The sequence below is a fragment of the Microbacterium sp. NPDC064942 genome (assembly GCF_049545525.1).
GTDB classification, from domain to species: domain Bacteria; phylum Actinomycetota; class Actinomycetes; order Actinomycetales; family Microbacteriaceae; genus Microbacterium; species Microbacterium gawkjiense.
Genome location: NZ_JBMWDR010000010.1, coordinates 66,081 through 86,335, shown reverse-complemented (window position 1 = coordinate 86,335; position 20,255 = coordinate 66,081). Strand labels below are relative to the sequence as shown.

Annotated in this window: 24 protein-coding genes; 2 read left to right on the top strand and 22 right to left on the bottom strand. The window is 66.6% G+C overall.

The features are described 5' to 3' along the window. Positions 1-5: 5 nt before the first annotated feature. Both ACPEH2_RS14595 and ACPEH2_RS14590 read right to left on the bottom strand, forming a co-directional pair. On the bottom strand, positions 6-278 hold the full coding sequence (locus ACPEH2_RS14595; protein ID WP_005052665.1) for a hypothetical protein: 273 nt from the start codon (positions 276-278) through the stop codon (positions 6-8). 621 nt (positions 279-899) lie between these two features. Then, entirely contained in the window at positions 900-1,592 is a 693-nt protein-coding gene (locus ACPEH2_RS14590; RefSeq protein ID WP_423719019.1) for a hypothetical protein, read from the bottom strand. Between the two features lie 210 nt (positions 1,593-1,802). Here ACPEH2_RS14590 and ACPEH2_RS14585 point away from each other — a divergent pair, with 210 nt between their 5' ends. Next, positions 1,803-2,279: a hypothetical protein gene (locus tag ACPEH2_RS14585; RefSeq protein ID WP_423719018.1), complete on the top strand. Its 477-nt coding sequence runs from the start codon at positions 1,803-1,805 to the stop codon at positions 2,277-2,279. Positions 2,280-2,294: 15 nt separating this feature from the next. Here ACPEH2_RS14585 and ACPEH2_RS14580 read toward each other — a convergent pair whose 3' ends face one another. The 6 genes from ACPEH2_RS14580 to ACPEH2_RS14555 form a co-directional block, all read right to left on the bottom strand. Next, complete coding sequence (locus tag ACPEH2_RS14580; RefSeq protein WP_423719017.1) at positions 2,295-3,755, bottom strand: hypothetical protein; 1,461 nt, start codon at positions 3,753-3,755, stop codon at positions 2,295-2,297. After that, positions 3,748-4,740, bottom strand: coding sequence for a hypothetical protein (locus ACPEH2_RS14575; RefSeq protein WP_423719016.1), 993 nt, complete (start codon positions 4,738-4,740; stop codon positions 3,748-3,750). Before ACPEH2_RS14575 ends, ACPEH2_RS14580 begins: the two co-directional genes overlap by 8 nt. Positions 4,741-5,040: 300 nt before the next feature. Continuing rightward, on the bottom strand, positions 5,041-6,084 hold the full coding sequence (locus tag ACPEH2_RS14570) for a hypothetical protein (protein WP_005052668.1): 1,044 nt from the start codon (positions 6,082-6,084) through the stop codon (positions 5,041-5,043). A gap of 2 nt (positions 6,085-6,086) precedes the next feature. Continuing rightward, a complete protein-coding gene (locus tag ACPEH2_RS14565; RefSeq protein WP_005052671.1) occupies positions 6,087-6,239 on the bottom strand; it encodes a hypothetical protein in 153 nt (50 codons plus the stop codon). Between the two features lie 38 nt (positions 6,240-6,277). Continuing rightward, positions 6,278-6,643, bottom strand: coding sequence for a hypothetical protein (locus ACPEH2_RS14560; RefSeq protein WP_423719015.1), 366 nt, complete (start codon positions 6,641-6,643; stop codon positions 6,278-6,280). Continuing rightward, complete coding sequence (locus ACPEH2_RS14555; protein ID WP_005052675.1) at positions 6,640-6,918, bottom strand: hypothetical protein; 279 nt, start codon at positions 6,916-6,918, stop codon at positions 6,640-6,642. Before ACPEH2_RS14555 ends, ACPEH2_RS14560 begins: the two co-directional genes overlap by 4 nt. Positions 6,919-7,006: 88 nt before the next feature. Here ACPEH2_RS14555 and ACPEH2_RS14550 point away from each other — a divergent pair, with 88 nt between their 5' ends. Next, on the top strand, positions 7,007-7,171 hold the full coding sequence (locus ACPEH2_RS14550) for a hypothetical protein (RefSeq protein ID WP_423719014.1): 165 nt from the start codon (positions 7,007-7,009) through the stop codon (positions 7,169-7,171). 7 nt (positions 7,172-7,178) lie between these two features. Here the strand turns inward: ACPEH2_RS14550 and ACPEH2_RS14545 are convergent, their stop codons facing one another. From ACPEH2_RS14545 to ACPEH2_RS14480, 14 genes are all read right to left on the bottom strand, one after another. Further along, positions 7,179-8,060 (bottom strand): hypothetical protein, encoded by an 882-nt coding sequence (locus ACPEH2_RS14545; protein ID WP_423719013.1) that lies wholly within the window; start codon positions 8,058-8,060, stop codon positions 7,179-7,181. Continuing rightward, complete coding sequence (locus ACPEH2_RS14540) at positions 8,061-8,519, bottom strand: prepilin peptidase (protein ID WP_172400032.1); 459 nt, start codon at positions 8,517-8,519, stop codon at positions 8,061-8,063. It abuts the gene before it with no gap. Between the two features lie 156 nt (positions 8,520-8,675). Then, the gene (locus ACPEH2_RS14535) at positions 8,676-11,999 is read right to left on the bottom strand and encodes a LysM peptidoglycan-binding domain-containing protein (protein WP_423719012.1); all 3,324 of its coding nucleotides are present in this window, start codon (positions 11,997-11,999) and stop codon (positions 8,676-8,678) included. Positions 12,000-12,015: 16 nt separating this feature from the next. Continuing rightward, on the bottom strand, positions 12,016-12,771 hold the full coding sequence (locus tag ACPEH2_RS14530) for a hypothetical protein (RefSeq protein ID WP_423719011.1): 756 nt from the start codon (positions 12,769-12,771) through the stop codon (positions 12,016-12,018). 280 nt (positions 12,772-13,051) lie between these two features. Then, positions 13,052-13,663 carry a hypothetical protein gene (locus ACPEH2_RS14525; RefSeq protein ID WP_005052688.1) on the bottom strand — a complete coding sequence of 204 codons (612 nt, stop codon included), beginning with the start codon at positions 13,661-13,663 and terminating at the stop codon, positions 13,052-13,054. A 10-nt stretch (positions 13,664-13,673) separates the two neighbouring features. Further along, positions 13,674-14,075 carry a pilus assembly protein TadG-related protein gene (locus ACPEH2_RS14520; protein ID WP_423719010.1) on the bottom strand — a complete coding sequence of 134 codons (402 nt, stop codon included), beginning with the start codon at positions 14,073-14,075 and terminating at the stop codon, positions 13,674-13,676. 5 nt (positions 14,076-14,080) lie between these two features. Then, a complete protein-coding gene (locus tag ACPEH2_RS14515; RefSeq protein WP_005052692.1) occupies positions 14,081-14,530 on the bottom strand; it encodes a hypothetical protein in 450 nt (149 codons plus the stop codon). Next, entirely contained in the window at positions 14,530-14,943 is a 414-nt protein-coding gene (locus ACPEH2_RS14510; protein ID WP_423719009.1) for a TadE/TadG family type IV pilus assembly protein, read from the bottom strand. The genes ACPEH2_RS14515 and ACPEH2_RS14510 overlap by 1 nt, the downstream gene beginning before the upstream one ends. A gap of 15 nt (positions 14,944-14,958) precedes the next feature. Continuing rightward, on the bottom strand, positions 14,959-15,153 hold the full coding sequence (locus ACPEH2_RS14505; protein WP_005052697.1) for a hypothetical protein: 195 nt from the start codon (positions 15,151-15,153) through the stop codon (positions 14,959-14,961). A 101-nt stretch (positions 15,154-15,254) separates the two neighbouring features. Further along, positions 15,255-16,136 carry a type II secretion system F family protein gene (locus ACPEH2_RS14500; protein ID WP_005052700.1) on the bottom strand — a complete coding sequence of 294 codons (882 nt, stop codon included), beginning with the start codon at positions 16,134-16,136 and terminating at the stop codon, positions 15,255-15,257. Further along, a complete protein-coding gene (locus ACPEH2_RS14495; protein ID WP_423719008.1) occupies positions 16,133-16,999 on the bottom strand; it encodes a type II secretion system F family protein in 867 nt (288 codons plus the stop codon). Before ACPEH2_RS14495 ends, ACPEH2_RS14500 begins: the two co-directional genes overlap by 4 nt. Before the next feature lies 1 nt (position 17,000). Continuing rightward, positions 17,001-18,626 carry a CpaF family protein gene (locus tag ACPEH2_RS14490; RefSeq protein WP_423719007.1) on the bottom strand — a complete coding sequence of 542 codons (1,626 nt, stop codon included), beginning with the start codon at positions 18,624-18,626 and terminating at the stop codon, positions 17,001-17,003. Beyond that, positions 18,623-19,450: a hypothetical protein gene (locus ACPEH2_RS14485; RefSeq protein WP_005052708.1), complete on the bottom strand. Its 828-nt coding sequence runs from the start codon at positions 19,448-19,450 to the stop codon at positions 18,623-18,625. Before ACPEH2_RS14485 ends, ACPEH2_RS14490 begins: the two co-directional genes overlap by 4 nt. A 6-nt stretch (positions 19,451-19,456) precedes the next feature. Further along, entirely contained in the window at positions 19,457-20,149 is a 693-nt protein-coding gene (locus ACPEH2_RS14480) for an SAF domain-containing protein (protein WP_005052710.1), read from the bottom strand. Positions 20,150-20,255: the final 106 nt, after the last annotated feature.

Below are 20,255 nucleotides of genomic sequence, written 5' to 3'. Positions count from 1 at the left end.
TCTTTCTACGCGGACTTTGGCATGTCGAGCATGTCGAGCTCCTGTTCTGCCTCGCGCGTAGCGCGCTCGCGCGCCGCCTTTTCCAACTCGTCCTTGACGTAGTCCGGGATCTCAAGCCCGGCCTGCTGTGAGACAGCCAGCGCAAGCCAGCTGCTGAGGGGGATCCCAGACTCCGCAGCGAGGCGTTCGAGGATCGGGTCGTAGGCCTCCGGATATCGAACCGTCCTGACGGCGCGAGGGCCGTATGAACGACGTCCTGGCTTCGCTCTGGCTGGCATGCCCTGTTTCTAACACGTAGCTGATTCAGAATCACGGATTGGTTCGGTGCGTCGCGCAGACGGCTCTGAGCTCTCATGCCAGGTATAGGCCCAGCCTCGGACGCTTCGCGGACATCGGTTCCCGAAAAAAGTTTGGCTTCGCTGTTGGTACACCTTTTACGCCTCGCGCGGGCGCGCGTGTGTGAGGACTGCCGCTGAAAAGGTGTACCAGGTGTACCAACCGTGATAAAAACACTGATCAGAAGGCAAAAATGCTTGGTACACCTTGCGAATCGGCAGGTGTACCAGAGGTAATGAAACCCCAGGTCAGCGCTAATTTCGTTGGTACACCTCAATTGTGTACCACTGCGCGCGAGTCGGGCTTTGCTGTTACAGCGACGTGCGAGCAATACTGCTGCGTGTCGGGAACGGCTTGCGATGACACAACCAGGCTTTTCGTGACACACGCGGTGGGCAACGTGACATCAAGTGTCACGACACGCCGATTCCGAAGGCGGGTGCGCAGGCTTTCACTCGTTGATCGCGAAAGCCCCGCGACGATCGTCCGGATGCGCGCGCCGGTGTGTTGACTTGCGACAGCCGTTAGTCGTCAAGGTTGCGGCTTCTATGGGAGGCGCGCTGCTATGCGAAGTAGCCGCTGACACCGAGGACGAAGGTTGGGCAGGAATCGCCGAACAGGTTCGCTGAGAACGTGACAGTTCCGCCCTCTGGGATCTCGTCGGTCTGCTCAGCGAAAGTGATCATGCTGGACAAGAGGGTGTCGCCCTCGAAGCAGTAAACCTCGACGCTGTATGGCCCCGTCGTCTCGGCCCCCGTTTCGTTCGTCGCGCTGCCCACGATGGAGTCGCCGGACACGTTGGCCTCGGTTACGGTCAGCGGCGCAGTGTTGTAGGGGCTGGTGTCAGCAGCGGTCGTGCTCACCTGAAACTCGTACTCGGCATCGGCTGGGATGGCATCGGCATTGTCGAAATAGATGTAGGAAAGGCCCGCCTCGCCCGGCTGCAGCTGAGCCGGCGTCGTCCCCTGGCTACTTCCGGTCGCCGTGATGGACCCGCCGCTACGTGCGGTCGCCGTCCAGTCGACGTGCGAGATGCTCTCGCTCGTGTTGTTGCGGAACGCGAAGATCAGGGTTCCGCTTGCCGCATCGAGCGGGCCGATCTGCACCACCGAGACCTCGCCGGGCTCTCCCGCGTCGAGGTTGGGCTGTGCCGTGCCGCCGAGGTAGCCGCTGGCGTTGAACGGCAAGGGCTCAATCTCCGCAGCTGCCGGCTCTTCGGCGGGCGCCGAGGTCATCGTGTCGGGCTCACCAGCCACCGGCTCACTCGATGTCCCGCACGCGGTGAGCAAAAGCGTCGCAGCAACAATTGCCGCCAATCCCCCAGTAGTTCGCATGATCCCCACGCTATCGGTTGGCTCAGACGTCACCCGGCGCGGAGGAATGGTCGCCGACTCAGCTGGGGAACGATCAGCGGCCGAATGCGCGCGATGCTAAAGGCGTCACCGGCCGCCCATAGTATCCAAAGCATGAAGCTCAAAGCCCTCGCCCCCGTTGTTATCGTCGCGCTTCTACTGACTGGCTGCTCGAGCAACCCGGAAACGGCAGCGACAGAGAGCAGCGGAGGCGGCAGCACCGCCTCGGCTACTGCCGAAGAACAGGCTCCTGCGGCCGAGCCGCTGGATCTCACAGGTGACTGGATGCAGACGAACTCGAACTCGGCCGACTCCTACCAGGCCGCTTCGATTTCCGGCGACGTCATCACGGTGAACTGGGTCAACAAGGCGGACTCCACAACGGCGCTGTACTGGGTCGGCACGTACGAGGCGCCCACCGAGGCTGTCGAGACATTCACATGGATGTCCGCTGGCGACGTCGCACAGATGGAGACGGGGCTGCTGGCTTCAGGAGACGACTCGAAGGAGTTCACCTATGAGGACGGCAAGCTGAAGTACGAACTGACCGCGATGGGCGTGACGATGACGGTCGAGATGGAGAAGCAGTAGCTCACCCGGAGCGATCTAGTCGAGGAAGTACGTGAAGGTCTTCTGTTCTGAATCGAGAACATCATCTGCCACCACGCCGAGCGTGAGCGCTAGATCGACCGATCCGAGAAGTGCGACCTCCACATCGGGAGAGAACGCTCGCTCGAGAACCGCGAGGTAGTCGCCCATGCTTTCATCGAGCCGGTTGACGAGCTCCTGGTAATCAGCAGCGAGATGCTCGTCGAGCACCCGTTGCTCTTCGAGGTAGCGGGTGATGAGTTCCGCTTCTCGCCGGGATAGCGATGATGAGACCGCGCTGTACATGACCATGCCCACGGTGTTGCCGATCACGGCACCGAGAACTGGGACCGGGATGAGTGCTTGGCCGACGAAGGATGATAGGCCGCTGACTGCAGCTTCCAGGGAGACGAGCTCCGCCGCCTCGATGAACTCGAGCTCGTCGATCTCCCCGCGTCGTAGCTTGTTTGCCTGCTCAGCGATCCCAAACGCCGCGGTGACTATCGAGCTGGCGACGGCCGCAGAAGTCGCCGTAAAGTTCGTCAGCGAATAGATGCTGAGACCACGAACCCCGCCCCTGACAGTGCCGCGCCCCGTGCTACCGGCGATCTCCGTCCAGTCGTCGACCGTGAAGTCCTTGAGTTTCTTGCCCTCTCGGCGTTTCTCGACCACCGCGACAACGAAGGCGGTCCCGCCCTCGACGGCAGCCGCTACGAGTGTTGCTTTCGCGCCTTCTTTGAGCTTCGGTCGGCTCGCGTGGTAGGCGTGGTCGCGCTGGGTCTGGTCGGTGGAGCGGAGAGCGTCCTTCTCCGCCGCCAGCGTGGACTCGTATACGCCTCGCTGCACCTCGTGGTAGTCGAGCGTGGATGGTTCGAGTGACTCGATGCTGACCGAGCCCTTGTCGAAGAACGCCTGGACCCGCTCCCAGTCCCGAAAAGAGGGACCGTCCCCGCTACGTGTCAGCAGACTGCCGGCTTCCTCGCGCGGCATATCGTGGAGCTTTCGGATCACATCAAAGTGGTCACTGGGGATTTGGTACTTCCCACCGCTCGTCACGAAATCCGGGTACTTCTCAAGATGCTCCGTGATTGCGCTCAAACCAAAGCGCCCGCCGGCAGCGACAAACTTCTGCTGGATCTCCACGCCGCCGCGCATGAGGTCCACAGGGCCGTTGTCGTTCACCCACTGGTAGACGGCACCTTCTCCGAGAATCTGGCTCCGCGCGTTACCGACGCCCACCTCGGCAACCTCGGCAATGAAGCCGTGCATGCCCTTCACGCCGCCGCGGTTGGACGTGATCACTTCGAGGTCGATCTTTCTGATCGCCTCGTCGACGCTGGCGAGCGCATCCTCGAGATTGACGTCTTGCCGACGAAAGGCGCTCAGCAGATTGTCCAGGCGGAGTTGGTTCAGGTAATTGACCCATGCGGCGACCGCTTGCTCTTGGTTGGTTTTCGCGAGCGTCTGCGGATCACTCATCGGCGGCCTGCTGATCCACTGTGCGGCTGAGGAGCACCGCGGCCCCCTTTGCGTTGTTGACCAGTGTGGCGAGCCGGGACTGCTCAGGCGCGGACAGCGCGAGGAAGTCAGCGCCGACAAATGTGAGCGCGTCGCGATAGCGGTTCAGAAGGTGCTCGCGGAGCGAAGAGGTGCGTTGTAGCAGGTCGTCGATCTGGGCGTCGATGCCCCGGACGAGGGCGGTGTTCTGCTTGACGCCGGCGAGCGCTTCCTGCTTCGCCTCGCGGTTCTCGAACTTCTTCCTCGTAAACAGCACGACCGAGACGAGCAAAGTAGCCCCCGCCACAGTCCATCCGATGGGGCCTGCAAGTGCGAGCAGCGCGCTGCCAGCTGCAGCGCCGCCGCCGCCAGCTGCGAGAGCTCCCCCACCGAGCCACGCCAGCGCCGCGTTGGTCGCGGCAGCCCCCGACAGCGTGGAGATTGCAGTGCCGGTCGAAGCAACACCGAAGGTCGTGGCGGCCCACATGGCCGCTGTCGGCGCCATGCTCGCCACAGCAGCACCCGCCGCGAAGCCTGCCCCCGCCCCGACCGCGGACGCTCGAGCGGCCTCAAGATCCTTCCGTGCGAACTCGATGACGTCGACGAACTGCGCTTTGTGGACGTCGATCTCCTTGAAGTCCTTCTCGAATGACTTCGGCGTGTTCGCAATGCTGTTCACCAGGAACTCGACCAGGTCGATCAGGTCCGTAGAGCGTTCACGCTGGCGGAGCAGCGATAGTCCGCTGTCGTTCATCGCTGTGAACGCACCGTTGTACTCGGCGATTGCTTCTTCGTAGGGGTCCGGCTTCTTGGTGGCGAGCCTCTGGAGGGTGTTCCCAGCGGCGTCCTTCAGATCCCCGGCCTGCTCGACGACTTGTGCCGAGGTGCTCCGGGCGAGCCTCCCCATGTCATCTGCGGCCTTGCCAAATCCCGCCCGAAACTTATCCACATTGAGCGGCTCAGCCATCACGATCCCCCGTACTCCGCGCTGCGTCCTCCAGCTGACGAGAGAATATCGGCCACGAGCGACAGAGACCTTCTGTTAGGCCCCGCTAGTGTCGGGAGCCGCGCGGCAGCCGGGTGGAAAGTGTCACGGCAAGAAACGCCTCGATCGCACCCGGAGGCCCCGGCAGACGTGACATTCAGTGTCATCTCACCGCGATCCCGACACTGCGTCGACGAGGGTTGTGTGTCATCCGACGCTTCCTCGGAGTGGATTCCTCGGGTGGTGTGGCCCGTCTTCGCTCGCTGAGCTCGGCGTGTCGCGCTAGATCTCTCGATCGGCGGGGATCTTCCAGACGCGGGTGGGTTCTCCACCGATTCGCGCGGTCACGGTTCCGGTCTTGGTGCCGATCAGATGTAGCCGGCGCAGTGTCGTGGTGATCGCTTTGATGCTGAGGGTGGGGTCACCGTGCGCGGCCCGGATGAAGGGCAGCGCTTCGGTGGGGCGGATATACAGGTAGCGGTGGTCGGTGCGTCCGATCACCCACTCCTTGGTCTGGCTGGCGTTGTCGGTGAGCTCGCCGCCGTTGGCGAGCAGGTATCTGACGGCCTCGCGTAGGGCCCAGATGATTTGGTCGTCCTCGCCGAGCCATGACGTCGCGGGCTGGGCGGGAGCATCGAGGCCGAGGGTGCTCAGGATCGTGTCGCCGAGGTAGAACGCGGCGTCGAGGCGCCGGGGCTTGGCGAAGTCGGGATGTCGGGCGATGTTGATCCCATGAGGGTCGAGATCCAGGTGGGGCGCGTTCTGCTGCAGATAGCTCGCGATGATGCGTCGGCCGGCAGCGGCGGGTTCACTTCCCAGCGAGCGGAGCGGTTGAAGGCTGCGCGGACGCTGGGGAAGCTCGATGGTGATGGAGCGCTCGGCGCTGAGCGGCTGAATTGTCTGAGAGCTGGCGATGATCAGCGCGGAGGCCTTGCTGAGTGGGGTGGCGAATGAGACGAAGCTCTCGATTTCGATCTCGTCGAGCGCGCTGAGTGGTGCGCGGGGGCTGACGTGGGGGGCGCTGGTGAGGACCAGTGGCCTGCCGGGCACGACGGCACGTCGGACTCCTGCGAACGTGAGGGGGTCGATGTGTGGTCGTTCGATCTCGCCGGCGAGCTCGGCGAGTGCGTCGGCGAGCGCGTCTCGGGTTGTGGGGGTTCCCCCGATGATGAAGATCGGTGTCGGGAGGGGCTCGATGTAGGAGTACGCGATCGCGCGGACGAGCTTGTCGGCGTGGAGTGGGAACGCCTCACGCAGGGGCTCGATACCCGCAGCCCAGGCGCTTCGCGCGTGAGCTGCGGGTATCGAGTCTGCGAGTGTGCCCATGGTCAGCTGGCGTCGGTGTCGTCGGTGCGGATGGCGATGAGTTCGTGGCCTTCGGGGATCTGCGCTTCGAGCATCTCGCGCGCTTCCTGGTAGCTGCCGGCCTCGACGGTGATCCGCTCTGTGGCGGTGCTGCGGATGGTTCCGATGACGCGCATGGGCGGACCCTAGTGGTCGTCTCCGACATTCCCCGCTGTCATGCGCTGGCTTGCAGGTGCCGTTGCACGTACTCGTCGAGGGCGGCTCGGACGACGTCGGAGTCGGTCTTCATCCCCAGCTGCGCGCGCAGCTGGTCGACCTCGCGCTTGCGGGTCGGGGTGACGCGGGTGCGGATCGTCGGGGACGCGCCGGATCCCGCGGCCGTGCCGCCGACGCGGGGTCGTCCTCCGACGGCCCGTGCGACAGCCTGTGTGCTTCCGAGGGCCTCGAGGAGGAGCTGCTGCCCGATGGCTGCGGCGTCGGCGCCGTGGGCGCTCTCCCCCGGCGTTGACGCGCCGGTGGGCTGCTCTTCGAGCGCGGCGAGGGTGGCGTAGCGCTCCTGGTCCTTCTTGCTGAGGGTCATTCGTTCTCCTCCTCCATCTGTCGGCGGTAGTAGGCGCCCAGCGGCATGACGTGGTAGACGACGAAGTTGCCGCCGGGCTTGAGTTCAATGAGCACTTCGATCAGCCGATCGGTCTGTGCGTGCTGTGGGCCGATGAAGACGCGACGCTGGTTGCGGGTGTCGCCGTCGTTGATCTTGACCTTGGTGCTCGTGTAGGTCGCGTTCTGCATTGCGTAGAGAGCGTCAGCGTGGGGGATGTCGTGCTTGTCAGCTGACTCCGGCCACTCGATTCCCATATAGGTATTGTGCCACAAAACACCTGTCTGGGGAACGTGCTGTGGAGAAGTCGATGCTCGCGGCCGCGCGGGGGCGTAGCTTCGCAGGATGGTCCACGACTGGCTGGCAGCCGGCACCCAGCCGCATTGCTGCGGTGTGGTGATGCGCGATCGCCCTGCCGCGTTGGTGTGCGTGGTGTGCGGCCGTGAGGAGGCGCTGCCACAGGTGGCCTCTCCCCCGGTCTTCGTCGGCGCGAGCATCCACGGAGGATGACCCTCTGCTACCTCGAGCTGGTGATGACTTCGATGATCCGGGGGGCGATCGCGGCCGGCGCCGGCGTGATGGGGTGTTCGGCGAGCTCGGTCGGGTCGGCTTCGCGCCAGATGATCCGCCGCTCGTTGCACCAGGTGCAGCTCGCCCCCCAGTGGTACGGGTCGGCGTCGTGCAGCCTGGTGCGCAGCGGCGCCGCATAGGGGCTCTGGATACCGGCACGCCAGCGGACGTGTGGGTGGAGGTCGGCCGCGGAGAGGTACAGGCGACGCCCGATGCCGAGACCCGCGTACAGCTCCCAGCGGTTGCCATCGTCGTGCGGGTTGTCCGGGTTGATCGACGGGATGTCGTAGGGCTTCGAGAACACGTCACCGAACCCGTCGAAGGGATCGACGGCGAATCGTCCACGCAGACCGCTCGCAGCGTGCTGCAGCACGGTCATCGGGTTCCCCTCTGGCGTCGTGGTGCGCAGCAGGTAGATGGTCGGGTCGTCCACCACGCGCCTCACCCGATCGACGTTCTCACGCGCGAGCTGTTCCGCGGCCGCGGCGGTGAGCAGCGGGTGGAGCAACTCGTCGTCACCGGCCTGCAGCACAGCCTCGGCCGCGGCCTCCTCGGCGAGGCCCGGAAGGTGCTCGAGCAGTCGCGGATGCCACTCGTTGGAATGCCGGGAGGTCCGCGCCCAGGCGTTCGCGATCTCGGTCAGCAGCATCGAACGCGCCCATCGCTGTGCTGCATCGTCGAGGCCGTCGCTCTCTTCGAGCTCACGGAGCTGGTCGCGTGCGCGTCTGCGGCCGAACCAGCCCGCGGCCGCGACTTCGGTCCGCGCGCGCCTGCGCCGCAGCACGCGCCGTAGGTACTCCCCTTCGGGGCTGTAGTACTCGTCGGACATTCAGCTGGCGAGGGTGGCGAGGGTGGCGACGATCGCGACGACCAGGCCGGCGGCGATCATGTAGGGGCCGAACGGAAGGTCCGTGCTCTCGTGTCCGTGCTTGCGTCGCACCGCCGCGATGATCGCGTGGGGGAACGCGAGGACGTAGGCGACCGCGATTGCGATGAACGGGAAGTACCAGGTGTGCCACCCGGTGAGCAGCCCCACGCTGAGAGCGAGTTTCACGTCACCGAAACCGACTTGCCCGAGCAGCCCGAACGCTGCCAGCAACACCGCGAGGCCGAGTGCGCCGCTGATTGCAGAGATCGCTGCACCGCCGGCGCCGGCAGTGATCGCGAGAGCGAGGACGGTGCCCGTCAGGAAGGCGGCGAGCGTGAGTGTGAGCGCGTCGGGCAGTCGACGCTCCTGCAGGTCCGTGCGCGCCAGGAGCGCCCCGTAGACGCTGTAGACGCTGATCATGACCCAACTGCCGACCGTGAGCCCGAGATCGGGGCTCAGGGGCGCTGTGATGGCCGCTGACAGAGCGAAGCCCCCCACAGCCGCGAGCGGGTACCGCAACGCCGGGAAACGTCCCGCGCGCGCGCTTTGGGGGGCCTCACGAGTTGTGGTCATGGGTCAGCTGGCGATCGCGTGGCGCTGTCGCAGCTGAGCGATGAGGGACTGCGTCTCGGTGTCGGGCTCGTAGTCCTCGTCGACGGCGGCAAGGTTCTGCTCGAGCTGCGTGATCAGTCGCTCGACGCCGGCGTGGTCGCCTGCCTGGTGCTCGGCGCGCAGACCGTCACGCCAGAAGACCTCGTTGATGGGGTCGACCATGCGTCCGATCGCGGAGGCGAGGCGTGCGTGTCGGACCTTCCCTGTGGACAGGCTGCGGGTGGCTACCTCATGGGCGACGTCGCCAATGGTCGCGATCATTTCGTTGCGCAGCCGGTCGGCGAACACGTAGCGCTTGTCGGGGACGCCGCTGATGGGCTGTCCCTTGACGAGCTCGAGCGCAGCGAGCAGCCGGTCGGTGGGGGTGTCGGAGATCTCGTCACCGATGAGACCGAGGAAGTCCTGCCAGTCGGAGCGGACGTCCTCGTGCAGCCGGTACTCCCCCGTCGTCACGAGCGGCACATAGAGCTCGCCGTCATCGTTCTGTCCGAGCCAGCGGCGAGTCTTGGAGGTCAGCCCGTTGCGGTCGTCGTTTGCCTTCTTGCCCGAGGCGATCTGGCCGGGCCAGAACACGGCGTGTACCTGCTCGGCGGTGGCGTTCGGGTTCACCGACAAGAACGCGACCAGCTCGGTCCCCTTGCGGATTGCCGATCGCCACTGCGCGGCGGTGTTCGGGTTCACCGGCGCCTCTCCACGCGCGCCGCGAACCTCGACGGGTCCGAGCAGCTGCAGGTACGGCCCACGGTGCAGCGGTGTGATCGCCGCGAGCGGCTCGTCGTGCTCGGCCGCGGCCTCCTCGTCGACCAGGTCGACCGTGACGGTCTCCGCCGGCTCCTCGTCGACGGCGGCGGGTGCTGCCTCGTCCGCCTCGGAGATCTCCGCCTCCTTCTCGGCGGCGACAGGCTCGGAGATCTCGACGTCGGGCTCGTCGACGAGCGGGAGCTGCTCGGCTTCGACCTCGTCGGCTTCGACTGCAGCGGCGGGGATCTCGTCGAGCTCGAGTTCGTCGTCGAGCGCGACGCCGGTAGCGGCGCCCTCTGTGGCGACGTCGAACAGCGCGAGGATCTCGTTGTACTCGCGCGTGCCGACAAGCTGCGGGGTGATCGGGATGGCGACGCCGGTGCCGGGGATCTCGAGCTGAGCTCGACGGTCCTCGGTGAGTGCCAGGTTCCAGCTGCCCGTCAGGTGGCCGGCGCTGACAGCTGCGATACCGACCCGCGGGATCCGGGTGACCAGCTCGCTGATGGCTTCACGGGTGGCTTCGTCCGGGTTGTCGCCGAGGATGATGATTTCCGGCGCCCAGGCCTCCGCATCCGCTCCGGTAGTACGTGCCTGCTCGAGCCCGTCGACGCCGAGCTCAGCGAGAGCAGCTTCGACCGCCGCGGCCTGTCCGTGCAGGTTGCGCAGCAGCGTGTCGGTGTCCTCGACGTGACGCACGCGGCCGCTGCCGAGCGCGAGCGGGAGGCGATCGCCGACGCCGACGAGGGTGACCTGGACGTCCTCAGACCAGGTGTTCGCGGCGAGCTCGATCGCGATGGCGGTAAGCACGCCCTGGCGCAGCTCTCCGGTGGCGCCGGTGACGTTGAGCGCACCGATCCGTTCCAGGTCGACGAAGATGTGCCCGTTGTTGTCGTCGTGGCCGAGCATGACCAGCGCCGGGTACGGCGCGGACGGGACCGTGTCGAGAGGCTCGAGGTCGGTCAGCGCGACCATCCAAGCGAGCTTGTCTTCGGGGTCGTACTGGGTGAACGGTGCCGGAAGGTCGGTCGGCTCGTCGAGGTAGACGGCGACCGAGCTCTCATCGAGGCGGAGGGCGTACAGCGCGGGGAGCCGGCTGCCGGTTTCCTGCGCCCACACGGCCAGGTGGCGCAGGGCTGTGTCGACCGCCTCGGCGCCCAGCGGGTTCTCCACGGCGCGCAGCTCGAGCTCCACGGAGGACACCGTCTCGTCGGGCATCGCGATCCGCTGGCGGGGCTTGCGGTCGCGGCGCTGCTTGAGACGCCGCCACCCGAGGAGGGTGAGGAGGCCGGCGGCGAGTGTGGCGCCGATGCCTCCGATGGTGGCGACCTGGAAGTAGTCCTCAATGCCGCTCGTGTCGTCCTCGTCGACGTCGACGGCCGCGGCCGGAGCTGCAGCCTCGTCGACGGGCGCCTCGTCGGCGGGCGCCTGGGTGGCATCCGTGGTGAACCCCAGACCGCTTGTGGCCTCGTCCTCGGCCGCGGCATCCGCACCCGACGCGCCAGCGCCTTCGTCGGCGCCGCCGCCAGCACCCGCGGCACCAGCACCCTCGTCTGCGTCGACGTCGACGGCGCCGGCAGCGCCCTCGTCCGTGTCGATCAAGCCAGTGCTGCCGGTGGTGCCCGCCGCGTCGACGGTCGGAGTGATGGGGACGACGGTGGCCACGGGGATGTTGACCTGCTGGCCGGGGTAGATCCAGTTCGGATCGGTGATGGTGCCGCCGCCAGGCTGAACGATGTCTTTCGAGGCCTCGAAGATCTCGGGGTAGCGGGTACCGTCGCCGAGCTCCTCGGCCGCGATGTCCCACAGGGTGTCGCCGGAGACGATGGCACGCTGCTCGTAGGTGATCTCGGTGACCGTCTCCGCCTCGGCGCTGGCAGGCGCTGCCGCGACATCCGCTGCGGCTGGCACGACGGCGTCTGCCGGCAGGGTGAGCACCCATCCCTCCTGCAGCCATCCCGATGCGGTCAGCGCTCCCCCATCGGCCTGCTGCACACCGAGGTTGAGCGCGGAGATCTCTGCAGCGCGGCTGCGGTCGCCCAGCGTGCTCTCCGCGATCCGGGCGAGTGTGTCGGTACCCGTCACCACGTACTGCGGGCCTGCCTCGACGACAGGGGCCTCCTCAGCCGCAGCCTCGGTGGTCGCAACCGAGACGACAGAGGTGCTCATCGACACCGAAGGCTGTGTGGGTACCTCTGACGCAAACGCGGCCGCGGGCGAGAACAGTGCGATGACTGCGGCGAGCAGACCGCCCATGACCTTCTGCTGGACGCCGAGGCCAGGGATCCGCGGCCGCGGCACGCCGCGCAGCTGCGCGGGCAGCTCGGCGAGGAAGCCGACAGCGAAGGTCGCCCACGCGATCCACGCGACGATCGGCATGATCGTCCCGATCAGGAAGGATCCGGTGTAGTCGCGCATCGTGAACCCGGCCACGAGCTCGTCCCACGACGGCAGCGGGTTGCCGGCGAAGAACACGAGCCCGGCGGGGATACCGACCAGGAGCACGGCGAGCAGGATCAGCGACCCGAGGCCCTTTCCGATGCGGTTCATGATGCCTCCTTGGGGGTCAGGGGACGATGACCGTCTGCAGCTCGTTGACCTCGAGGTCGACTGCGCTGTTGGTGGTCAGGTTGATGGTGCCGCCGGGGCCGGCGAGAGAGGTCCACGTCACGGTCCAGTTCGTCGTGGCCGTGACCGTGAAGCGATCGCCGGGGTTCCGGCTCGAGGTCGACGTGTACTGGTAACCGCAGGTCGGCGACGTCGTCATGCCGTAGCCGACGTTGTACGGGGTGCCGGTGTTGCCGCAGGTCGTCGACGCGCCGTCGCCCATCTGCCAGCGAACGGACGTGGCCTGAGCGGTCGCCGTGATCGTCTGCCCACCCAGCGTCGCGGTCTCCGTATAGGGGCCCCAGGTCAGGGGCTCGGGGTTGTTGACCCAGAGCCAGATCGGCACCCCGACGTAGCCGCGACGGTGACCCCATTCCGGGTTGACCTCGGGAGCCATGCCGATGTCGATGCCGCGCAGGGCGAACGTGGAGATGAGCTGTTGAGCAGCGGCACCCGGAGTGAGCACCCGCAGCCCCGGCGGGACCGTCTCACTCCAGAAGTTGCTCTCCGTGCCCAGGCCCGGCGATCCACCGGGCGTCGGGTTGAACATGATGCAGCCGTAGTAGCCGGCCTCCTGCGAGTAGCCCGGCGGGCGGGCCGGCCATACGCCGTCCTTCATGAAGACGTAGCACTGCCGCGTGTTCGACCAGTACGAGTCGGATCCACCGCAGTCGATGATCGCGTAGAAGCGCTGGTAGGTGCCGCCCTCGAACACTCGAATCTGATCCTCGGTCCAGCCCAGCTGCAGAAGGCCAGACTGCGAGTTCTCGTAGTAGCAGGTCGGTGCGCCAGGGGTCCACCCGTTGCTGTCCGGGTTCGGCGCCGGATCCGAAGGTATCGAGATCGTGAGGTAGCAACGCGAAGACTCCGGGTCACACCAAACACCACCGGCAGCATTAGCAGGCGCAGCCGTGGCCATCAAGGTGCCTGCGATCAAGGCGATCGAGGCAAGGGCGGTGACTAGTCGTTTCAGCATGCGATCTCCCGAGCTACGGTCAGCAGCTCTCCCCCAGACTGATCAGGTTGTAAACCAGCCAGGTCTCGCTCTCGCTGTCGTAGACGACCTGGTAGTCGAAGGTGCTGCGAGCTTCGGGGCGCATGGCCTCCGACCCGTCGCTAGCCCAGACCTTGTACTCGCTCGCGTCCTGGCAGGCATTGATCGTGACAAGACCGTTCTCGATGCCTTCCCACTCCTGCCCGTAGGAAGCAACCGTTTCGTACTTGATCGCTCCCTCTGTGGTTGCGGGGCCTTCGACGTTCACCTGGTCGACGTTGAGAATCGGCCCCTCTGCGATGCCAGCTGCATCGTTGACAGCGACCTCGAGAGCTCGCCCGGTCGCCCACGCCTCAAGCGGCGCAGTATCGGTACCACCAGCTGCGTTGACCTCGCCCCGTGTGACGAAGTACTGGGTCAGCACGGTCTCCGCTGCGGTGATCGCCTCATCCTCGCTCGCCGGCGGCGGAACCTGTGCGTTGCTGGCGGTAGGCGTGGGGGTCGGGGTGTCTGTGGGGCTGGCGGTGGGGTTCTGGTTGCCGGTGCCCGTGCATGCGGTCAGCGTCAGTGCGGCGGCGATGATGCCGGCGATGGCGAGGCGCTTGATGCTCATGGTGGGGCTCCTATTGGGTGATCAGCTCTGCGGTGGCTGTGGCTTGGACGGGGAACGGCACGGGGAGGAAGGTTGCCGAGTAGTCGGTGTCGACGGTGACGGTGATGCGGTCGCCGCTGACGGCGACGCTTCCTCCGACGCCAGCGGCGGCGAGGTAGCCGTTGGCGGCGCTGACGGCTCGGTTGCTGTCGATCGCGGTGGTGCCGTCGATGATCGCTTGGCCGCTGACCGCGTTCGCTGCGGCTCGGGCGGCACTGGCTGCGGTGGTGTAGGCCTGCTGGTTGGCTTGCACCTTGCCGGCGCCGTCGACGACGAGTCCGACGATCGCGAGGAACGCGACGGTCATGATGACGAAGTAGATCGTCGCGACGCCCTTGTCGTCACGGAACTCGGCTTGGAGCCTCTGGATCATGGTTTTCATCGCCGCTCCCTGTAGGCGTCGACCGGAGAAGCAGCGGTGCCTGTGAGGTCGCGGGTGCCGGGGAGGCCGATCATGGCGGCGTCGCTGAGTGCGACGGTGCAGGAGACGGTCGCACTGACTCGGCCGGTGGTCCCGATCGGGGCGCTCAGGCCAGAGGCGTCGATGTTGACGGAGAGGGTGGTGCAGTTGACGCCGGACTGTTCCATCGAGATCCGCGCCATGTCTTCGGCGGCTTCCTGCGCCTCGGCTGTGGTGCGCGCGAGCGAGGCTTCGCGAGCTGCGGCTGACGCTGCGGACTCGACGGCATTGCCGGCCAGAGCGAGACGTCCGGAAGCTGCGAGCAGCACGAGCACGGCGGCGAGGGCCGGGGCGAGGATGGCGATCTCGAGGCCGGCGGAGCCGCGGTCGTCGCGGAGCTTGGCAATGAGGGTGCGGATGGTGCGCATCAGTTGACCCACCTTTCAGTGGGGCCGGTCACGGTGACGTCGATGTTGGTGGTCAGTCCGGGGACGAAGGAGGGGGCGTTGCCGGTGACGGTCACTGTCACGGTGTTGGCGCCGCGGTCGACCGCGACGGACGCGCCGCTGATCGGTGAGCCGGACTGGTTCAGGACAGCGAGGCCGGCGGTGGAGCCGTCTGTTCCGCTGGCGTTGTAGGCGCGGGCGGCGTTGTAGGCGCTGGTGGCGGCGGCGTGGGCGAGGTTGTTGGCGTGAAGGATGATGCCCAGGTGCAGGAAGACCGCGAGGACGAGCAGCAGTACCGGGGCGATGATCGTGTTCTGCAGCGTGGCCGCACCCCGATCACCGGCGAGCGCTTCTGTGAGGCGCTGCCGGTGACCGGGGTTGGTGGTGCGGACCATCTGCGGGTGGCTCTTTCAGCCGGTGGGGATCTGGCCGGCGTAGGCGTTGATCGCGGTGACGATGATCGCCACGACTGCTACGGCGGCGAGCGCGATGCCGGCGGTCCAGATGACCTGCTCGAGGGTGATGGAGCCACGTTCGGGCTCTTCGGTGAAGCGAGCTGCCCGCCCGCGCATGCGGGACAGGAACTCTCGGCTCAGGGTCGACATAGGATCCTGGTTCCTTTCTCTCTCTGGGTGGGTGGTGCTTGGTCTACTAGGTATAGGCCCCGGTTTGGAGCCTTCGCGGACATCGGTGGATAAACAAACTTTCAGAAGAAAGCGTTGAGAACGAACGGTGTGCCGAGGAGGAGCATGAAGAGGACGCCGGTGAGGGTCATCGGGATGGTCATCTTGTTGGTTGCTTTGTTCGCCTCCGTCACTTCGTCATTCAGAAGTCGGTCCCGGAGGTTCTGCCCCCGTGCCCTGAGTGTCTCATATACCGATGCTCCTTGCTCCCCTGAGAGCCTGATCACCTTGGCGATTTCACCTAGGTCGGGGACGTTGATCTCGACGGAGAGCTGCTCGAGCGCGTCCCAGGGGGCGGTACCGGCGTAGCGGGCTTCGGTGAGGGTTTGGCGGATACGGACGAAGGCCCAGTTGCGTCCGACTTGGGCTGCGGACTCGAGGGCTTTGCCGGGAGGGGCGCCGCTGATGCGTTCGGATCCGACGAGTTCCATGTAGACGGCGACCGAGCGGGAGAACTCCTTGCGGGCGGCTTCGGCTTGGTCGCGGACGAGCAGGTTGGGCAGGTACCAGCCGCCGATGGCGAGGGGGATGCCGAACAGTGCGGGGATGTAGAACGCGGTCAGGCCGAGGACTTGGAAGATCAGTCCGATCGCGATGGGGGCGATGAGGCCGAGGCCGGCGGAGAGAACCTTCTGGTACAGGAACCGGTTGACGCTCATGCCGATCAGGCGCAGATCGCGGGTGGGGATCTTGAGAGAGGGGCTGTCGCCGACGCGACGGAGGACGGCTGAGCCTACCCGGTTCTCAAGGGTGGCGGCGTAGGCGGGGTCGGCGGCGACGGTGGTGGTGCCGATCCGATCGAGCGCTGCGGAGAGGCTGGGCTGGGTGGGCACCAGTGCGGCGATGACCAGCGCGAAGCCGAGCCCCAGGACGAGGCCGGGGAGGACGATTAGTGCGAGGTTCACTTCTCACCAGCTTTCTCGGAGGCAACGAGCAGACGGGGTGCCGGCACGCCGCGGCTGATGCGTCGCATCCACAGCAGTACGAGGGCGTAGCTGACGAGGTACGCGGCGAACAGGAGTTGACCGATCGGGGTGCCGTAGGGGGCGGAGTACTGCTGGGCGAGGACCAGAAGTACGAGCAGTGCGACGGTGAAGTAGACGACGAACCTGGCCTCGTTGCGCGGGGTGGCGCGGTCGGCTTCGATCTGTCGGCGCATCTTGACCCGCTCGAAGATGCTCTTGGCGAGATCCTCGAGCGAGGCGGCGAGACCGGAGCCGCGGAGCTCGGCCTTGCGGAGAAGGTGCATCACGAGCACGTCCGCGGTCTCGTCGTTGAGATCGTCGGCAAACGCCTGCAGCGCCGCGGTGGTGGTCCACCGGGCGTTGATGCGCGCGACGAGCTGCGTGACCTGTGGGCGGATCGCTTCGGGGCAGCTGCTCAGCGATGCGGCGATGGTGCGTTCGAGGCCGGCACCGGAGACGGTGAGGCCGGCGAGGCTGCGGGTCCAGGACTCGAGGGCGTCGAGCTTTGCGATCGTGTTCTCCTCGGGGCCCTTCTGCAGCAGCCATGGCAGGCCGACAGCGGCGACGGGCACCGCGATCACGAGCAGCCACCAGCCGGTGATCAGCGCGAACACCAGACCGACCGCGGCGCCGCCGACGAGCTGGATCTGCTGCGTGCGGGTGAAGTCGCGTGTCGCCTTCCCGCGAAGTGCGCTGCGCGTGGGCAGTCCACTGGTGCTGGGCTTAGGGGCGGCGCCGACGATGACCAGGATCGCGCCGGCGACCGCGACGATGATGCACAGAGCGAGGGTTGCGGTAGTCATCTCACGCTCCCAGGTTCGCGGGATCGAAGCCGTAGAACTTGAGCTCCTCGAGGAGCCGCGGCGATGGCATGTCAGCGGTGATGAGGCTGCCGGTGGATCGGTCGAAGCGGAACACCTGAGAAGCCACAGGGCGGGAGTTGTTCTGCTCCTCGCCGGGCAGGATTTCGGCGATCTCGGTGACGACGCGGCGGGGCTTGCCGGTAGCGGGGTCGATGATCTTCGAGATCTGCACCACGATCTTGATGTTCTGCTCGATCATCCGGTAGGCGTACACGGGGGTCGTGTTGTTGCCGCGCGACAGCATCAGCGCCGACATGCGGTCGATCGAGTCGTCTGCGCTGGCGGCGTGCAGAGTGGACAGCGACCCGACACCGGACTGCATGGCCTGCATCATGGCGTAGATCTCAGGCCCGCGGACCTCACCGACGATGAAGCGCTGCGTGTCCAGTCGGAGGGTGTCGTAGACCAGGTCTTCGGGGGTGATCTCACCAGGCAGCCGCCCATCGGCGCCACGCTCCCCCTCCCCCGGCTTCGCCTCGAGCGAGACCACTCGAGGGTGGCGGTCGTTGATCTTGTGAAGGTAGAGCTCACGCTCCATCTCGATTGTGACGATCTTCTCCTCGGCCGGGATGCAGTCGGCGAGCGCGCGCAGCAGTGTGGTCTTGCCTGCGCCGGGGAAGCCGCTGGTGACGACGGAGACCCCGGCGATGACGGCCGCGCGGAGGAAGGCTGCCGCCTGGCGGGTGATGGTGCCGCGCTCCACGAGCTGGTCGAGGGTGACGTCGACGAGGCGGTGGATACGGATGACGATCGTGGGGCGGGTGGCGACGGGTTCGGCGATCGCTGCCAGGCGCGCTCCGCCGGGCAGGTCCATGTGCAGTCGCGGCCGGGCGCTCGTGAACGATCGTCCGCCCTCACCCGAGCGGGCGGCGAGCAGGTTGATCTCTCGCTCGAGCTCACGGTCATTCTCGGCGATCGGGTACTGGTACTTGACCACGCGGCCGTCCGCGTAGGAGATCCAGACGTCGTCGAACCCGTTGATGTGGATGTTCTCAACGTCGGGCTCGTCGACGAGCGGCTGCAGCCGACCCAGGCGGAACAGCTGGTCGAAGACGGCCTGCCGGATCGCGGTCTGCATCGGCGCCGGCCAGCGGCCCTCGCCGGGGCGTCGGGTCTGGTCGTCGACGCGAGCTCGGACCCGGTCAACGATGTGGTCCTGCGCTGTCTGCTCGCGCTGCTCGGCAGTGATGTCCATGGACTCGCTGAATACCGCGGCGAGCTCACGGGAGACCTCGTCGCGAATGGCGGCGATGTCAGCCCAGGGCAGATCGCTGCGCGCGTCGAGGGTGGTTTGCGGAGTGACCTCGGGTGCAGGCCGTTCGGGGGTGGAGGGCGGTGTCGGCACGATCGGAGCAGCAGGTGTCGTGGGGGCGGCTTCGGCCGGAGCGTTCCGCTGCGCCGCACGGGTCAGGTGCGCGGCGGCGTGTCCCAGGTTGCGCAGGCCCGTGTCGGCCGGTGCGGTCGTTGGTGCCTGCGGTGTTGCCGGTGCCGGCGCGGTGGCCGGTGCTGGCGCGGTGAAGAACGGGATGTTGCCCAGGTCTGCAGGGTCGGGCGTGGAGTCGCTCACTGCTGTCCCTCCCAGTCGGTGGTTGTGTATGTGCGGGTGTTGAGGACATCGCTGTAGCTGTGCAGCAGTGCGCCGATGGCCCGCGAGTAGGGGGTGCGCTGGGCACCGAGGGTGGGTGCGCCGACCGAGTAGATAGCGGCGCCCTTCGGATCCCAGGGGATGGTGCCCAGCAGGTTCATGCCGATCTGCTTGGTGACGGTCTTGAGAGGCCAGGTCTCCTGCGTGGTGGAGCGTTCGGTAACGAGGAGATCCACGTAGCTGGCGTGCCCGATCTCGTTGAGCGTGTTCAGCAGCCACTCGGGGACGGTGTTGCGGTTCTCGTCGAGGGATCGCCAGTGTGCGAGCACGGCTGCCACGGAGGGCAACGTGCGATCGGTGAACAGGGTGATGCTGTCCGCCTCGCGCAGTAGCGGGAGACGAGGGTCGTTGACGTGGAGGCGCCCGCCGTCGACGAGGATGTCGTAACCGGCGGACTCGTAGGGTCGCAGCGCGTCGAGCAGTGCCCGCCAGAAGTGGGGGCCCGCGCCGGCGGCGCCCTGCAGGCTCTTGAAGCCGGGGATGAGCACTGAGCGGGGGCTGAGCTCGACGGTCTGCTCCCAGAGCTTGTCAGGGGTCAGAGCGCCGTACTGGTCTGCGACGGCCGCTTCGGTCAGTCCGGTGCTGTGGTAGACCTGCCCGCGGATGAGTCCGGGGATGATGCTGCTGGTCTTGGTGGTGTCAGCCTCGACGAGGATCACGGGCTTGGACCAGTTGAGGGCCAGGGCGCCGGCGGCGGTGGTCACGCCGGGGGCGCCGGACGCGCTGGCAAGGAAGATGATCGCCATGCGGGGTCACTCCCCCGTCGAGTCGATGACCAGCGCGACACGGCCGGTGGCGGCACGAGCGGCGATGTCGGGTGCTTCACGGTTCGGCACGACCAGGTCGACAACCCACACCTGGGTCTCAGTGTCGTAGGTGGCGGTGAACACCGTGGCGTCGAAGCTCTTGGGGGTTTCGACGGGCGGGTCGCCCTGAGTGACGGGGGTCTCGACGACACGGACGTTGTCGCCTGCTGCGAGTTGGTAGCCGGGCATCTGCGCCTGGGTGAGCGTGACGCCCACGATCGAGGAGCCGGACGGCACCGCGAGGGTGTCGCCGGTGTTGGCCGACGTGATGAGGGTGCCAGCGGGCAGGTCGACCAGCGCGGTGGTTCCGACGAGGTCGGCGGCATCCGCGGCGGAGACGGCGTCGACCTGCTGCCCGCCGGCGAGCTGGATGGTCGTGAGGTCGTCTGTGGTGATCGTCTCCCCGCGTGAGACATCGACGCTGGTCGCCATGACGCTGACGGTGCGGGTGAGGTTCGTGGTGACCCACCACACGCCGATTCCGCCGAGGAGGACAAGCGCGATGCCGAGGGCGATGATCGCGGGGCGCCGGCGAGACTTCGTCGGCTGCAGGACTGCAGGAGTGAGTCCTTGCTTCTGCTCGCCCTGCTCGGTGGTGTCTTTCGTGCGCTTGCTCTTGCGGTCAGTGGTGGTGGTCATTGGAAGTCAGTCCTTCAACGTGGGCGGATGTGGCGTAGGTGTCTAAGCAGTTCGGGGAGTGTCTCATATACCGCTGTCGCGACAGCTGGTCTTCTGCTGTAGCTGG

Bases quoted from the DNA above. Each gene is read 5' to 3' on its own strand.
- ACPEH2_RS14595 (WP_005052665.1), bottom strand. From the start codon at position 278: ATGCCAGCCAGAGCGAAGCCAGGACGTCGTTCATACGGCCCTCGCGCC.
- ACPEH2_RS14535 (WP_423719012.1), bottom strand. From the start codon at position 11,999: ATGAACCGCATCGGAAAGGGCCTCGGGTCGCTGATCCTGCTCGCCGTG.
- ACPEH2_RS14540 (WP_172400032.1), bottom strand. From the start codon at position 8,519: ATGATCAGCGTCTACAGCGTCTACGGGGCGCTCCTGGCGCGCACGGAC.
- ACPEH2_RS14555 (WP_005052675.1), bottom strand. From the start codon at position 6,918: ATGGGAATCGAGTGGCCGGAGTCAGCTGACAAGCACGACATCCCCCAC.
- ACPEH2_RS14550 (WP_423719014.1), top strand. From the start codon at position 7,007: ATGGTCCACGACTGGCTGGCAGCCGGCACCCAGCCGCATTGCTGCGGT.
- ACPEH2_RS14485 (WP_005052708.1), bottom strand. From the start codon at position 19,450: ATGGCGATCATCTTCCTTGCCAGCGCGTCCGGCGCCCCCGGCGTGACC.
- ACPEH2_RS14480 (WP_005052710.1), bottom strand. From the start codon at position 20,149: ATGACCACCACCACTGACCGCAAGAGCAAGCGCACGAAAGACACCACC.
- ACPEH2_RS14585 (WP_423719018.1), top strand. From the start codon at position 1,803: ATGAAGCTCAAAGCCCTCGCCCCCGTTGTTATCGTCGCGCTTCTACTG.
- ACPEH2_RS14565 (WP_005052671.1), bottom strand. From the start codon at position 6,239: ATGCGCGTCATCGGAACCATCCGCAGCACCGCCACAGAGCGGATCACC.
- ACPEH2_RS14525 (WP_005052688.1), bottom strand. From the start codon at position 13,663: ATGAGCATCAAGCGCCTCGCCATCGCCGGCATCATCGCCGCCGCACTG.
- ACPEH2_RS14575 (WP_423719016.1), bottom strand. From the start codon at position 4,740: ATGGCTGAGCCGCTCAATGTGGATAAGTTTCGGGCGGGATTTGGCAAG.
- ACPEH2_RS14560 (WP_423719015.1), bottom strand. From the start codon at position 6,643: ATGACCCTCAGCAAGAAGGACCAGGAGCGCTACGCCACCCTCGCCGCG.
- ACPEH2_RS14580 (WP_423719017.1), bottom strand. From the start codon at position 3,755: ATGAGTGATCCGCAGACGCTCGCGAAAACCAACCAAGAGCAAGCGGTC.
- ACPEH2_RS14510 (WP_423719009.1), bottom strand. From the start codon at position 14,943: ATGGTCCGCACCACCAACCCCGGTCACCGGCAGCGCCTCACAGAAGCG.
- ACPEH2_RS14545 (WP_423719013.1), bottom strand. From the start codon at position 8,060: ATGTCCGACGAGTACTACAGCCCCGAAGGGGAGTACCTACGGCGCGTG.
- ACPEH2_RS14495 (WP_423719008.1), bottom strand. From the start codon at position 16,999: ATGACTACCGCAACCCTCGCTCTGTGCATCATCGTCGCGGTCGCCGGC.
- ACPEH2_RS14570 (WP_005052668.1), bottom strand. From the start codon at position 6,084: ATGGGCACACTCGCAGACTCGATACCCGCAGCTCACGCGCGAAGCGCC.
- ACPEH2_RS14505 (WP_005052697.1), bottom strand. From the start codon at position 15,153: ATGTCGACCCTGAGCCGAGAGTTCCTGTCCCGCATGCGCGGGCGGGCA.
- ACPEH2_RS14520 (WP_423719010.1), bottom strand. From the start codon at position 14,075: ATGATCCAGAGGCTCCAAGCCGAGTTCCGTGACGACAAGGGCGTCGCG.
- ACPEH2_RS14515 (WP_005052692.1), bottom strand. From the start codon at position 14,530: ATGCGCACCATCCGCACCCTCATTGCCAAGCTCCGCGACGACCGCGGC.